Here is a 15,353-nt window from a genome sequence, read left to right on the forward strand (position 1 = left end):
TTAATGTCCTCCCGCAGATTCTATTTTTGCTGGTGTAATATCTGGAATAGATTGTGGTATATCCCACCCAGAAAAAACGCCATAAACGTGCACTGCTTCTCCGGTTTTAAGCTGTGCTGACTGGATCATCTTTATTGCTTGTTCGTTAATCGCCCGACCATATTCGCCAAACAATACCTGGTCATTGAAATCACCATAACTCGCGCCTTTAAAGGCATCGCGTAATTGCGTACCGCGCAGCGTGGGGCCTATCTGCACAATGATGTTGTTCCCGCTTTTATCTGCGATGGTCATTTTCCCACTGCGAGAGGCGGTGTCGAGTTTGCTAATTGTTCCCTCCACATGGATGTAAAAGATGCAGGGATTCTCTTCCTGAGAGCGGTAGCCGAGGTTTTTACAGGCGCTATCGAAATCTTTCTCAGAGTGTAACGCCGCCATTAACTCTGCGGCCGGGCGAGCCTGCCCAACAATTTGCGGGACAATTTGGTTTTGCCACGTTTGGTCTATATTGGCCATATGTGGATTCGGTGGTGACTTGAGGTCCGCTAGCTCCTGCTGAGAGACGATACGGCATCCGCCCACGGTCAGCACGGCCAGCGCCAGCCAGGCTTTTTTAGACATAATATTCTCCTCTGCGCCTCCTGAGAGGCGCAACAACTCGAGATCAGGACTTGATATTGAAATCCTGTACTTTATCTGCGTTATCTTTAGTGATGAGAATGCCGCGGAACATGACGCGTTGTTTTTCAGGCTTTATGCCTTTTTGCAGGTAGTTATCCAGATCGGTAACCCCTTGCGCGGCGATAGCCTGTGCCTGGAGCATGACGGTTGCCTGTAGAGTGCCGGCTTTCACCGCATCGCGCTCATCGTTGCTGCCGTCGATACCAACCACGACCACGTCGCTGCGGTTTGCCGCTTTTAATGCCGCAATAGCGCCCAGTGCTACAGGCCCATTACCGCAGATAATACCCTTCACATCCGGGTGAGCCTGCAGGATGCTGTCCATAATACGTTTGCCGTCGATAAGCGTACCTTTGGCATCCTGTTTGGCGACACTGACCATGTCCGGGAACTGGTCAATAACCTGGTGGAAGGATTTGGAACGCGTGACGCAGTTATTATCGGCGAGATTACAGGTCAGCTCCGCATATTTGCCTTTTTCACCCATTTTTTCGACAAAAACGTTGGCAACTTCAGAACCTGCCTGGAAGTTATTATGTGTGATTTGCACCAGCGCAACATCATCGACTGGAATTTCACGGTTGATCAATATTACAGGAATTCCAGCCTTTTTCGCTTTTTCAATTGCAGCGACGCTGGCCGTTGAATCGGCATTATCCAGCACGATACCCTGGACTTTTTTACCGATTGCCGTATCAATTAATTCATTCTGTTTTTTGACATCTTCGCTGTGCGACAAAATTGTGGTTTTGTAGCCTAACTCCTGGGCTTTTTCACTGGCGCCTTTGGCTTCAGAAGCGTAATAAGGGTTATCCAGTGAATTAACCATAATCATAATTGTCCCTTTTTCCGCGGCATGAGCGGTAAAAGATAAAGCGGTCAGGGTTGCAGCAGTTAACAGCGTTAAACGTAATTTCATGACAATGTTCTCTCTGTGTTGTTATTGTCGGGTACGGTGAAACAACGTAAAGCCTGAATTCTTTTATGGTCCGGAGTTCTCCTTTATAGGTGGTAAAAATCGTCACGCGTTTTCCCTGGTGAGGCGTCAGGCGGACGGGGCCGGTTTCCATAATGTTCTGTTCACCGCATGGCGCCATTCCTGCCATCTTTTTTGCAGTCGCTGATGGCGCGCCATGTCGGGTTGAAATGTACTGTGTACGGTTAGAAAAGCTTTTAAATCAGTTAGCGAACCTGGATAAAGGGCTTTACGCGCCAATAATGCCGCGCCGATGGCGGAAAGTTCCGCTACATCGCTGCGCATTACCGGGTAACCCAACAGGTCTGCCTGATATTGCATTAGCCAGTCATTTTTAGTGGGGCCGCCATCAACCATTAGTGCGGATAACTTGAATTCATTGTGCTGCTGCATGGCAATCATAACATCGGCGATTTGGTAGGTAATCGACTCAAGCGCAGCGCGAATAAGGTGTGCACGTTTTACTCCCCGGCTGAGTCCGCAGATGACGCCACGGGCGCTGTCATCCCACCATGGCGCGCCAAGTCCGGTCAACGCCGGAACAAAATAAACGCCGAGGGTTGAATCAACGGAGGCGGGTAGGGTATTGAGTTCATGCGTCAGTTCGTCATCCGGAAGCTCGCTCAGACCGGTGCTATCTGCCATCCATGCCACCGCATCCCCGGTGTGCGGGATATTGCCTTCCAGGCCATAAATGATGCTATCGCCATCGTGCCAGGCGATGGTCGTGGCCAGCGCGCCAATATCGCATTGGGCTGATTTGACCGGCGCCATCACCGATGACCCGGTGCCGTATGTCGCTTTAACGCATCCCATTTCGCCGAGAGCATGACCAAACAGGGCGGCATGCGAGTCACCCACCACTGACATCACCGGGATCCCATCTGGAATGCCATTCAGGCCACGGGTATGACCAAACAAGCCGCTGGAAGGTTTGATTTCCGGTAAGGCGGCGCGCGGAATGTGGAAAAGCGCCAGCATGGCGTCATCCCACTCTCCGGTATGCAGATTCAACAACTGTGTGCGGGCGGCGTTGGAATAGTCGCAGCAGAAAGCCTCACCGGCGGTTAAATTCCACAGTAACCAGCTGTCGATGGTACCCAAGCAAATTTGTCCCTGGGCAGCGAGCTGTGGGCCATCGGTCACTGATTCCAGTAGCCAGCGCATTTTAGACGCCGAGAAAAGCGGTGCGATTGGCAGGCCGGTGGTAGATTTGATCAGTTGCTCTTTATTCTCATGCCGCAGTTCCTCGCAGTAAGCCGCGCTGCGCGTGCATTGCCAGGTAATTGCGGAATTCAACGGCTTACCTGTCTGGCGATACCAGCCAATGGCGGTTTCACGTTGATTACTGATGGCCAGCGCCGCCACGTTGTTAGCGCCAACGTGATTTACAGCTTTGGCAATGACGTCAATGGATGCCTCAATCAACACCTCGCCAGATTGTTCAACCCAGCCTTCACGCGGCGTCTGAATCGCCAGCGGCTGAGAAAACTTTGCGACCACATTGCCCTGTGCATCAAGTGCGACCGCTTTGGCGTTGGTCGTGCCTTCATCCAGCGCAATAATGAACTCTTTTTTCGCTGCACACATAGATTATCTCCTGAGTCACATTGCGTCCCGGCTTAGAGGATAAGGTATCCCTCATTGTCGCGTCATTACTTCATCAGGCCTGCTGTGACGTCATCCTTTTAATTATTGAATATATATTCGGTATTGATTATTTATTTAATACCTTAGCCAGAATATTTCCGTTGGGCTACCGAAAAAATCATCAATTGTGCTGAGAATCACACTTACACAGGTGGGACAGTAACAAAAAGGATACGAAAGTAAGAGGAGGTGAAACCTTTCAGTTTATTGAAATATATATGTTTTTTGAGTAGCCTTTGCCTCCGGTTTCTTTCGTGCAAAGGCTATAAGAGGTTGCGGAATTAGCCTGTGACCAGCATCCGGGCGGTAGGGTAGTCAGTAATTAGTACGTCGATATAGCCCCCATTTAGCGCCCCTTTAATGGCGGCAACTTTGTCTGTACCACCCGCCAGCGCCACGACATTGGGGCATTTTTTTACCTTGTCGAGGGCCATACCAATCACTGGATCTTCGTCATCCTGTAAGACCGGCTGGCCCTTGTTATCGTAGTAATGCAGGCAAATGTCACCGACTGCGCCGCGATCGGCCAGGACCTGCAACATATCTTCGTGGTAGTAGTTGCCCGAGGTTTTCAGCAACTGCGATGGTTCGAGGATCCCGACGCCAACAATGGCGATATCGACATTATCAAAGCGTGAAATGACATCGGCGACATCTTTGCTGGCAACCAGACGGTTTTTCTCTTCAACCGAGCCTTCAATACTCTGCGAGGGAAGCAGCCAGGCCTCGCAGTTCAGATGTTGCGCCAGCGTCTGCGTCAGAATTGTTGCCTGCACGTTGCCGTTGGGACCCACGCCGCCCAACAATTGAATCACCCCGCCGGCTTTCAGGTTTTGCGTATGGACTTCATCCACCATCGCCCGGATTGTTGAGCTCCATGAGGAAACCCCCACAAGATCTTTAGGGCGCAATCGGGTTTCCAGATAGTGGGCTGCAGCAGAGCCAATGGCGCGTTTGATGGTATGGTCGCTGGCATCCTCTTCGGTATCAACCACAATGGCCTGCTTAATTCCGTAACGTTCCTCGATGCCTTTTTCAAGATTCAGGAAGATATTCGAGGGCTGAACGACGCTGATTTTCACTACCCCTTCTTTCTGACAGCGGGTGATAGCGCGGGAGATAAACGACTGAGAAAGCGAGAGAAGTTGAGCGATATCGGACTGTTTGCGTCCTTCAAGGTAGTAAAGGGTAGCGATTTTAACCAATAGCCGTTGTTCGTCCTGCTTAGCCATATATTTCCTCGAAAATCATTTACGTATCGCCATATCTTAGAGCGTTTTATCATACGCGAAAAATGAAGACAGGTAAGTGTGATAAAGCTCTAACTTTAACCAATCCTCAAAAACAGCTATGGACAAATACGAAAATCTGGTTACATAATTGAATAAAGAGTCATTCTTGAATATATATTCAAGATGATTGCCGGTCAACTGATTATTATCAGCGCCAGCGTGGTCGTGGTAAGGAGGCAGAATGTTCCTGAGTATGATGCAGCGGCGTAAGCCTAATGATGCTAAACATGGGGATGTCTGGTTTTTTTAGTCCCAGCCGGAATAAATATTCCATATTGAAAATAAATTCAGAGGTGTTAAATGAATCCCTGGAACTATGATATCCAGACTCTTGAGCGTAAAGCGCGAGCCGTGCGCCGTCACATCGTCAGATTAAATGCCAACAGCCCTGCGGGCGGGCACACTGGCGCAGATCTCTCCCAGGTTGAGGTGCTAACCGCGCTCTATTTTCGAATATTAAATGTGGGGCCTGATCGCATCACGGATGAGAATCGGGACATCTACATTCAATCCAAAGGCCATGCGGTGGGCTGTTATTACTGTGTTCTGGCGGAAGCGGGCTTTTTCCCCGTGGAGTGGCTGGAAACCTACCAGCATGCCAATTCCCATCTTCCTGGACATCCGGTTCGCCAGAAAACGCCGGGTATCGAATTGAATACCGGTGCGCTGGGTCACGGTTTGCCTGTTGCGGTGGGGCTGGCGCTGGCTGCGAAAAAAAACAACAGTTCCCGCCGCATCTTTTTAATTACCGGCGATGGCGAACTTGCCGAAGGGAGTAACTGGGAGGCGGCGCTGGCTGCGGCGCATTATGGTCTCGACAACCTGGTCATTATTAATGACAAGAACAACCTTCAATTAGCCGGACCGACTCGCGAAATCATGAATACCGATCCGCTCGCCGCGAAATGGCAAGCGTTTGGTATGACGGTGACTGAATGCCAGGGGAATGATATGGCGTCGGTTGTCGCTACCCTGGAAGGACTGAAGCAGGAAGGTAAACCTAACGTCATCATTGCCAATACCACGAAAGGCGCGGGTATATCGTTTATCCAGGGGCGTCCTGAATGGCACCATCGTGTGCCCAAAGGTGAAGAGATCGAACTGGCACTGGAGGAATTGAAAGATGAGTAATACAGAACACCTCGCGAACGTCATGGTTCAGGCGTTTATCGATGCAGTAGAAAATGGTGTTGATCTGGTGCCTGTTGTCGCGGACTCAACATCAACCGCGAAAATTGCGCCTTTTATAAAGCAGTTTCCAGGTCGGTTGGTCAACGTAGGTATCGCCGAACAAAGCATGGTTGGAACGGCGGCAGGACTAGCCCTCGGCGGTAAAGTGGCTGTCACCTGTAACGCCGCGCCATTCCTTATCTCCCGCGCCAATGAGCAAATTAAAGTCGATGTTTGCTACAACAATACCAACGTGAAGTTATTCGGTCTCAATGCCGGTGCCAGCTATGGCCCGCTAGCGAGCACTCACCATTCGATCGATGATATTGCCATTATGCGAGGCTTCGGCAACATCCAGATTTTCGCCCCGTCTTCGCCGCGGGAGTGCCGCCAGATTATCGATTACGCGCTTGGCTATCAGGGACCAGTTTATATCCGTCTTGACGGAAAAGCGCTGCCGGAGCTTCATGACGAGAATTACCGTTTTGTCCCAGGAGCGGTGTTGACGCTGCGTGAAGGGGGGGCTGTGGCGCTGATGGCGACCGGTTCTACAGTTCATGAAATTGTCGATGCCGCCGCGCTGTTGGCTGACGTGGGAATTCAGGCGAAGGTGGTCAGTGTGCCTTCAATTCGCCCCTGCGATACCAAAGCCCTGTTATCTGCGTTACAAGGCTGTAAAGCGGTGATTACCGTGGAAGAGCATAATATTAATGGCGGGTTGGGAAGCCTGGTGGCCGAAGTGCTGGCAGAGGCCGGAATGGGGGCAATTTTGAAGCGTTTAGGCATCCAGGATGGGGAGTTCGCGGCGGCGGCTGATCGTGGCTGGTTACGCCAGTACCATGGCTTTGACGCCGCAGCCATCGCTGCTCTGGCCCGTGAACTGCTTTGAATTCTATACTGTTGCCAGTGTGATTACAGCGTTGTCCGAAAAACGCCATTGCACACGATACGTTTGGTGGTGTGCGCGGAGGATCATCTGGTTATGCTGTAACACCACGATTTGATATTGCGTAAACCCGGCGTCTGCTTGTCTTGATGCCTGGGTTGCTTTAAAAGCGCTCTCTTTGGCGGAAAACGCCAGGGTGAGCGCCTGTTCAATAGACAAGCAGCCGTTTGCCAACAATTCTTTCTCAGCATGAGTGACAATGCTACTTGCCAGTTCGGCTGCCGTTTTCGGCGTAAAAATGGCTTCTATGTCAATACCCACCGGCTGTCTTGATACCACCGCCAGCGCTCTCGATGCGCTATGGCTGATGCTGCCAAACATCTTTTGCGGCCACAATGGTTGGCGTTGCGCGCCGATGCCAGGCACAGTTTTGATACCATATTCACGTAATGCATGTACTGCGGCAATACGTCCTGCTAAGTGCTCTGCTTTACGCTTACGTCCACTGGACAGGAGCTGAGCGTGGTGGGGCAGCCAGAGCAGGTCCTGCTCATGGAAGCTGGCGGGATCGAACTCGACAATGTGCAGCGTGTGGTCTGCGAAAGTGAGCGGTGTGTGCGTGGTGTGCATCATGGTTATGCTTTCCCTCTCCCCGCAGGGAGGAGAGGGGGAAACGTTATCAGAAGTGTGTGTTAACGCTCATGAACCACGTCCGGCCTGGTTCGTTATAGGTGTTCGCGCCCGCGCCCGCCATATAGTTTCCGGTCACAATATCGCCCGTGGTCTGGGCATTACCTTCACGCCATAAACGCTTGTCAAAGACGTTATCCACGCCGCCGGTCAGGCTGACGTTTTTCGTCACATCCCAGGTCGCGCTCAGGCCGACGATGCTGTACGGGCTGACTTCACTCGCCGAACTGCCGGTTACCGGTTTGCCCTGGTAATCATATTTTTTCGGCTGCTGTTTACCGTACCAGGTGAAGGTGGATTGCAGCGACAAATCTTCGCGTGCCTGCCAGCTCAGGGTCGAGTTCAGCGTGTACTCAGGAATAATCGACAGGCGTTCGCCGGTCTCTTTATTCTTACTTTGCAGCATGTAAGTGATGTTGTTGGTCCAGGTAACGGTTTCGCTAACCGGCACGTTCAGCGTACCTTCCAGACCCTCAACCACCGCTTTAGGAATGTTTTCCCACTGATAGATATCGGTGTAAGTCGTCTTCCCTTTGCTGGTGATGGACGTTCTGTCGAACGGTACCGTCCCCGCTTCAATCTTGTTGCGGTAATCGTTGCGGAACCAGGTTACCCCGGCCAGCCAGCCGTCACGCTTAAACTCAAGACCAATCTCTTTGTTGATACTGGTTTCGGCCTTCAGATCGTCGTTGCCCATCATGTAGCAACCGATGCCGGTGGCGGAGCCAGTGGCGTAGCAACCCTGGCCTTTACTGTAGAGAATATAATTCGGGTTGAGCTGATACAGGCTTGGCGCTTTATAGGCGCGCGCAATCCCCATCTTCAGGGTGAAGTCATCGCCCAGACCTTGTGACAGGTTCAGAGATGGGCTCCAGTTATCGCCGACGATACTGTGGTGATCGAAACGCAGACCCGGCGTCAGCATGGTGCTGTCGGTCAGTTCCATGTTGTTTTCAGCAAACAGAGAGAAAATTTCCGCATCGGAGTACGGGCTGCGGTTGGTGCTGCTGTAACCTGGGATATCACCGCCCATAAAGGTCTGCGAATTGGAGAGCATATCCTTCATGCGCTGCTGATTCCACTCGGTACCGAGCGTCAGGTTTTGGTTGACCAGCAGGTCCAGTGGAATGCTGATTTCACTGTGCAGCATGACGTCATTCAGGTCGGCATCGACATATTTTTGTGACGCATTCGGGTCAAAGATCCCCTCGGTTCCTCCCGCCAGACCTTCCGGCGTACGGGAGTTACGCGTATGTTCATATTGCACCCAATTGCTGGTGGTAACGCCATTATCCCAGCCGCCGTTCCAGGTCAGAGAGTAGTTCTGACGATAAAGGCGGTTGGTCTCTTTCCCGTAGTTATCTTTCACCAGTTGGTTGGTGTTGGTGTTTTGGGTATCGCCCGCGTACAGGTTGCCCTGGCGGCTATAACCCGCTGCCAGTTCCAGCGACTGGAGCGGGGCGAAATCCCAGCGAACTACGCCGTTAATGTCTTTATTGATAACGCCTTCACGACCGGCCGGTAAGGTATTGGCGTAGGTGCCAGTACGTTCTGACTGATGACCCTGGTTGATATCCCAGGCATCGGCCTGCGTTTTATCCAGATTACCGTACAGACGGAAGCTGAAATCCCCGCCCATTGGGCCGTTCAGGCTAAAGTTGGTACGTTTGGTCGAGCCTTCGTCTTTGTGTTCCGGGGCATTGAAATAGGTATCCCACGAACCGTGCCATTCATTGCTGCCTTTTTTGGTGATGATATTCACCACGCCGCCCGCAGCTCCGTTGCCGTAACGTGCTGCGGCAGGACCACGCAGCACTTCAATACGCTCGATCATTTCCGGTGGCACCCAGGCGGTATCGCCACGGGTATCACGCTCGCCGCGCCAGCCCTGACGCACGGAGTTACGGCTGGTCACCGGCTTACCGTCGATCAGAATCAGGGTGTTTTCTGGACCCATACCACGAATATCAATCTGACGGTTGTTACCGCGCTGGCCGCTGGTTGAGTTGCCGGTCAGGTTAACGCCAGGCATGGTACGGATGATTTCCGCAACATCGCGCGCGGGAGGATTTTTACGGATTTCATCCGCGGTGATGGTTGAAACACCCGGCGCCTGCAGGTTTTGCTGCGCGGCGGTAACGACGATGGTGTCTTCATGAGAGACAGCGGCGTTATCAGTTTGATCTTCTGCCATTGCTGGCAGTGCTACCCCGTAAATCCCTAAATTGACCAATAAGGCCAGTGAATGAATCTTGTTGTTCATTGTATGTCCTGCTGTTCTTTTAGCCACGAGTACCCATGTGCCGTGGTGCGGCATTTGGTCTGATGTCGCCCGCATCCGCGTAAACCCTCCGTTCCAGAAAAAGTACGCAGCGCCAGGTCGGTTTATAAGTGGTGAAAAACTGTGCGCGCTTCCCACAGCGCGACAATACGCTATTGCAAATGCAAATAGTTATCAATAATATTATCAATATATTTCACACTAGATCATAAAAATTCACAGTAAACATGGGGTTATGGCGGTGACGACGTTAAAGACGGGAAGCGAAGCGTGGTGGCAGTCGAAAAAAGGCCCGGAGTGGGAGCGTGAAGAGAACGGAAATTATCGGGTAACCTTCTGGTGGCGTGACCCGCAGGGAACGGAAAAAGAGTCCGCCATTCGTCGTGTGTGGGTCTATATCACCGGCGTCACCGACCATCATCAAAATGTCCCCCCTCAGTCGATGCAACGCATTAACGGTACAAATGTTTGGTGCTGGAGTGTTTCCCTCAGCGCCAACTGGCGCGGTAGCTACTGCTTCATTCCCACCGCGCGGGATGACATTTTTGCCGCGCTGGCGGTGGACGAAACGCCTGACCGAAACGTGCTGCGTGAAGGCTGGCGACAATTGTTACCGCAGGCGATTGCCGATCCTCTCAATCCGCAGAGCTGGCGGGGAGGTCGTGGCCATGCGGTGTCAGCGCTCGAAATGCCAGACGCTCCCGTACAGCCCGGCTGGGATCAGCCTGCGGCTCCCGATTGCCCCGCAGTTTGCCTGCAATGGCACAGCGCCAGGCTTTGCAATACGCGTCGCGTATGGGTATTTACCACCGGTGACGACCAACCAGAAGCACGTCCGCTGGCTATCCTGCTGGACGGTCAGTTTTGGGCGCAAAGTATGCCGGTGTGGCCTGCGCTGGCTTCGCTCACGCACCGCGGAGATCTCCCTCCCGCCGTATATCTCCTGATTGACGCTATCGACACATCTCATCGTAGCCGCGAACTGCCGTGTAACGCCGATTTTTGGTTGGCGGTACAGCAGGAGCTTTTGCCGCTGGTGAAGACGACCACTGCGTTCAGTGACGATCCGCAGCGCACGGTGGTTGCCGGACAAAGTTTTGGCGGGTTGTCTGCGCTGTATGCCGGGCTGAACTGGCCCGCGCGCTTTGGCTGTGTGCTCAGCCAGTCCGGTTCTTTCTGGTGGCCGCATCGCGGCGGTCATCAGGATGGGGCGATTGTTGAACAACTGAAGAGCGGCAAGGTCAGCGTTCAGGGGCTGCGTATCGTTCTGGAGGCCGGGATCCGCGAGCCGATAATTTTTCGTGCCAATCAGGCGCTATATGCCCAATTACCCTCTGCACCACAATCTATTTTCTGGCGTCAGGTTGATGGCGGACACGATGCGCTTTGCTGGCGCGGTGGCCTGATGCAAGGGCTAATGACGCTCTGGCAACCGCTTTCCGAGACGATTTAACCGGACGATGTTCCACGACAGGAGTTGAGTATGGAGTTCAGTAACCCCTTCGATAATCCGCAGGGCCAGTTTTACATTCTGCAAAACCCACAGCGTCAGTTTAGCCTCTGGCCGCAGCAGTGCTCACTTCCTGCTGGCTGGCAAGTCGCGTGCGAACCGCAATCGCAGGAAGCCTGCCAGCAATGGCTGGATGCAAACTGGACCACGCTGACGCCAGCAAACTACGTTGATGTGCAGGAGGCTCCATGACTCAGCGTTTACCGTTAGTCGCGGCTCAGCCGGGGATCTGGATGGCGGAAAAACTCTCCACCTTGCCCTCGGCGTGGAGCGTGGCGCACTATGTAGAATTAACCGGCGAACTGAACGCGCCGTTGCTGGCAAAGGCAATCGTTGCCGGTATGGAGCAGGCTGATACTCTGCGGATGCGGTTTAGCGAAGATAACGGCGAGGTCTGGCAATGGGTTGATCCTGCGCTCACCTTCGCGGAACCTGAAATTATCGACCTGCGCGAAAAATCTCACCCACATGAAGCAGCCCGCGCACTGATGCAGGCCGATCTGCAACAGGACTTACGCGCTGATGGTCATAAACCGTTGGTTTTCCATCAGCTCATTCAGGTAGGTGATAACCGCTGGTACTGGTATCAGCGTTACCATCATCTGCTGGTTGATGGCTTCAGCTTTCCGGCCATTACCCGCCAGATAGCCGCCATTTACTGCGCATGGCAGAGTGGCGAACCCACGCCGGATTCTCCTTTTACGCCGTTTGCCGAGGTCGTGGAAGAGTATCAACAGTATCGTCAAAGCGATGCCTGGCAACGTGATGCTACTTTCTGGACCGAGCAGCGTAAACAGTTACCGCCCCCGGCGTCGTTGTCGAACAAACCGTTGCCGGGGCGCTCGGCCAGTGCCGATATTATTCGTCTGAAGCTCACCGCGCCTGAAGGCGCGTTCCGCCAGCTTGCAGCACGTATGCCTGATGTGCAGCGTGCGGATCTGGCCCTCGCGCTGGTAGCGTTGTGGCTGGGACGTTTATGCAGCCGAATGGATTATGCCGCCGGATTTATCTTTATGCGGCGTATGGGATCGGCGGCACTCACGTCCACCGGACCGGTTTTAAACGTTTTGCCCTTTGGCGTGAGGCTGGATGCGGCAGAAAGCTTGCCTGCGCTGGCACAGCGGTTGGCAGGGCAGTTGAAGAAAATGCGCCGACATCAGCGTTATGACGCTGAACAAATTGTGCGCGACAGCGGGCGTGCAGCCGGTACCGAGCCGCTGTTTGGTCCGGTGCTGAACGTGAAAATATTCGATTATCAGCTAAATATTCCCGGCGTTCAGGCGCAGACCCATACCCTGGCGACAGGCCCGGTCAACGATCTTGAGCTGGCGCTATTCCCGGATGAAAACGGTGGGCTGAGTATTGAAATCCTCGCCAATAAACAGCGTTATGATGCCGCGACACTGGCGCAACACGCATCGCGTTTAACCGCGCTTATCGAACAGTTTGCCGACAATCCGGCGCTATGCTGTGGTGAGGCCGGGATGCTGTTGCCAGCGGAGTATGAGCAACTGGCGAAGATTAACGACACGACCGTGGAGATCCCGGCCACGACGCTGAGCGCGCTAGTGGCACAGCAGGCCGATAAAACACCGGATGCCCCGGCGCTGGCCGATGCTCGTTATCAGTTTAGTTATCGTGAAATGCGCCAGCAGGTTGTGGCGCTGGCGCAGCTACTGCGCGCGCGGGCCGTACAGCCAGGTGACAGCGTTGCCGTGGCATTACCGCGTTCAGTATTCCTGACGCTGGCGCTGCACGGTATTGTTGAAGCCGGAGCCGCCTGGCTGCCATTGGATACCGGATACCCGGACGATCGCCTGCGGATGATGCTCGAAGACGCAAAGCCAAAATTAGTGATCGCAACTGAAGATCAACTGGCGCGCTTTGGCGATATCCCGGGGCTGGAAAGTCTGTGCTACAACGCGCCGCTGCCAGCGGGAGATACCGCGCTGTTGGCCCTCTCTCAACCGTATCAAACGGCCTATATCATTTTTACTTCCGGTTCTACCGGCAGACCCAAAGGGGTGATGGTCGGGCAAACGGCGATCGTCAATCGCCTGTTATGGATGCAAAATCACTATCCGCTGACGGCAGAGGATGTGGTGGCGCAAAAAACGCCATGCAGTTTTGATGTCTCGGTGTGGGAATTTTTCTGGCCGTTTATTGCCGGCGCAAAATTGGTGATGGCGGAGCCCGAGGCGCACCGCGATCCGCTGGCGATGCAGCAATTCTTCGCCCAATACGGGGTGACGACCACTCACTTTGTTCCTTCCATGCTGGCTGCTTTTATTGCGTCATTGACGCCGAAAACTGCGCAGAAAAGTTGTGCTTCGCTGAAGCAGGTATTCTGCAGCGGCGAAGCCTTGCCTGCAGATTTATGTCGTGAGTGGGAACAGTTGACCCATGCGCCGTTGCACAATTTGTACGGACCAACTGAAGCGGCGGTTGATGTGAGCTGGTATCCGGCCTGGGGGGAAGCGCTCGCCGCCGTAACCGGCAACAGCGTGCCGATTGGTTATCCGGTATGGAACACCGGTTTGCGGATCCTCGATGCCATGATGCGTCCGGTGCCCTTCGGCGTAGCGGGTGATCTATACCTGACGGGGATCCAACTGGCGCAGGGCTATCTGGGACGAGCGGATCTGACGGCAAGCCGCTTTATCGCCGATCCGTTTAATGCCGGTGAACGCATGTACCGTACCGGGGATGTGGCCCGCTGGCTGGAAAATGGTGCGGTGGAATACCTGGGGCGCAGCGATGACCAGCTTAAAATTCGCGGACAGCGTATTGAACTGGGGGAAATTGATCGGGTGATGCAGCAACTGCCCGACGTCGAGCATGCTGTTGCCCATGCCTGCGTATTTAATCAGGCTGCGGCGACCGGCGGCGATGCGCGTCAACTGGTGGGGTATCTGGTGTCGCAATCGGGTTTACCGCTGGACACCTCTGCATTGAGGGAGAGTCTGCGCGAAAAACTGCCAGCGCATATGGTGCCGACGGTATTGTTGCAACTGGCGGAGCTGCCGCTCAGCGCGAACGGTAAATTGGATCGTAAAGCATTACCGATGCCTCAGCTAACGTCACGCACAACGGGACGTGCGCCGCGCCCTGGGATCGAAACCACCATTGCGCACTCTTTTGCGGCCTTGCTGGATTGTGAGGTCAATGATGTGGAGGCAGATTTCTTCGCGCTGGGCGGACATTCTCTGCTGGCGATGAAGCTGGCGGCGCAATTGAGTCGTATGTTTGAACGACAGGTGACGCCAGGTCAGATTATGGTGGCTTCTACCGTTGAACAACTCAGCGCATTGCTGGAGAGTGATGATGATGAACAGTCGCAGCATCTGGGGTTTGAGACGCTGCTGCCGCTGCGTGAAAGTCACGGCCCAACGCTGTTTTGCTTCCATCCCGCGTCGGGTTTTGCCTGGCAGTTTAGCGTGCTGTCGCGTTACCTCAGCCCGCAGTGGTCGATTACAGGCATTCAGTCGCCGCGACCGGATGGACCCATGCAAACGGCGGAAAACCTCGATGCGGTATGTGACCATCATCTGGCAACGCTGCTTAACCAGCAGCCTCACGGTCCATACTATTTATTAGGTTACTCGCTGGGGGGGACGCTGGCGCAGGGGATTGCCGCGCGTTTACACGCCCGGGGGGAGGATGTTGCCTTCCTGGGGCTGCTGGATACCTGGCCGCCTGAAACGCAAAATTGGCAGGAAAAAGAGGCCAATGGCTTGGATCCTGCCGTACTGGCGGAGATCGAGCGTGAACGTGAAGCGTTTCTGGCCGCACAGCAGGGGAATGCGTCTGACGCGTTATTCAACGCTATCGAAGGCAATTATGCGGATGCGGTTCGCCTGTTAACCACAGCCCACAGCGTACCTTTTGCGGGTCACGCTACGTTGTTCGTGGCTGAACGCACATTACCGCAGGGCGTTAGCCCTGAACGTAGTTGGTCACCATGGATATCCAGTCTGGAGGTTTATCGTCACGACTGCGCGCATGTCGACATCATTTCTCCCATCGCGTTTGTGACGATAGGGCCTGTAATCAATGCGTTGATTAATCAATCTGCGTAACAAAGTCACTTTTGCTATTACGGCAATCGAACAACTCCATAATGCAATGTCATGTTGTGGAGTTGTTGCTTTGGTGTGGAATGGGGTGGCGAAGGGAGTGAATAAATTCCGAAGATAATTTTTGGTAGGGGCGGATGC

11 protein-coding genes are annotated in these 15,353 nt (G+C 53.6%); 5 read left to right on the forward strand and 6 right to left on the reverse strand.

The window, feature by feature from the left end; translation table 11 throughout:
* The 4 genes from OOJ59_RS02050 to OOJ59_RS02065 all read right to left on the reverse strand — a co-directional run bounded on the left by OOJ59_RS02050 (position 1) and on the right by OOJ59_RS02065 (position 4,539).
* Positions 1–621 carry a DUF2291 family protein gene (locus OOJ59_RS02050; RefSeq protein WP_085047558.1) on the reverse strand — a complete coding sequence of 207 codons (621 nt, stop codon included), beginning with the start codon at positions 619–621 and terminating at the stop codon, positions 1–3.
* 43 nt (positions 622–664) lie between these two features.
* On the reverse strand, positions 665–1,600 hold the full coding sequence (locus OOJ59_RS02055; RefSeq protein ID WP_085047557.1) for a D-ribose ABC transporter substrate-binding protein: 936 nt from the start codon (positions 1,598–1,600) through the stop codon (positions 665–667).
* Positions 1,601–1,726: 126 nt separating this feature from the next.
* Positions 1,727–3,247: an FGGY family carbohydrate kinase gene (locus tag OOJ59_RS02060; RefSeq protein ID WP_160956277.1), complete on the reverse strand. Its 1,521-nt coding sequence runs from the start codon at positions 3,245–3,247 to the stop codon at positions 1,727–1,729.
* A 341-nt stretch (positions 3,248–3,588) separates the two neighbouring features.
* Positions 3,589–4,539, reverse strand: a complete 951-nt coding sequence (locus tag OOJ59_RS02065) for a sugar-binding transcriptional regulator (protein WP_085047555.1) — start codon at positions 4,537–4,539, stop codon at positions 3,589–3,591.
* Between the two features lie 360 nt (positions 4,540–4,899).
* Here OOJ59_RS02065 and OOJ59_RS02070 point away from each other — a divergent pair, with 360 nt between their 5' ends.
* Entirely contained in the window at positions 4,900–5,730 is an 831-nt protein-coding gene (locus OOJ59_RS02070; RefSeq protein WP_085047554.1) for a transketolase, read from the forward strand.
* Positions 5,723–6,658: a transketolase family protein gene (locus OOJ59_RS02075; protein ID WP_087857109.1), complete on the forward strand. Its 936-nt coding sequence runs from the start codon at positions 5,723–5,725 to the stop codon at positions 6,656–6,658. The genes OOJ59_RS02070 and OOJ59_RS02075 overlap by 8 nt, the downstream gene beginning before the upstream one ends.
* Positions 6,659–6,661: 3 nt before the next feature.
* Here OOJ59_RS02075 and entD read toward each other — a convergent pair whose 3' ends face one another.
* The gene (gene entD / locus OOJ59_RS02080; RefSeq protein ID WP_087857161.1) at positions 6,662–7,285 is read right to left on the reverse strand and encodes an enterobactin synthase subunit EntD; all 624 of its coding nucleotides are present in this window, start codon (positions 7,283–7,285) and stop codon (positions 6,662–6,664) included.
* Positions 7,286–7,334: 49 nt separating this feature from the next.
* Positions 7,335–9,608, reverse strand: a complete 2,274-nt coding sequence (locus tag OOJ59_RS02085) for a TonB-dependent siderophore receptor (protein ID WP_160956276.1) — start codon at positions 9,606–9,608, stop codon at positions 7,335–7,337.
* 253 nt (positions 9,609–9,861) lie between these two features.
* Between OOJ59_RS02085 and fes the strand changes: the two genes are divergently transcribed.
* The 3 genes from fes to entF are packed head-to-tail and all read left to right on the forward strand — an operon-like array spanning position 9,862 to position 15,215.
* A complete protein-coding gene (gene fes, locus OOJ59_RS02090) occupies positions 9,862–11,079 on the forward strand; it encodes an enterochelin esterase (protein ID WP_159121131.1) in 1,218 nt (405 codons plus the stop codon).
* Positions 11,080–11,109: 30 nt separating this feature from the next.
* Positions 11,110–11,328: an MbtH family protein gene (locus OOJ59_RS02095; RefSeq protein WP_087857112.1), complete on the forward strand. Its 219-nt coding sequence runs from the start codon at positions 11,110–11,112 to the stop codon at positions 11,326–11,328.
* Complete coding sequence (gene entF / locus OOJ59_RS02100; protein WP_160956275.1) at positions 11,325–15,215, forward strand: enterobactin non-ribosomal peptide synthetase EntF; 3,891 nt, start codon at positions 11,325–11,327, stop codon at positions 15,213–15,215. Before OOJ59_RS02095 ends, entF begins: the two co-directional genes overlap by 4 nt.
* The last annotated feature ends 138 nt before the right edge of the window (positions 15,216–15,353 follow it).

The organism is Citrobacter sp. W9, from assembly GCF_026719375.1.
Lineage (GTDB): Bacteria > Pseudomonadota > Gammaproteobacteria > Enterobacterales > Enterobacteriaceae > Citrobacter > Citrobacter werkmanii.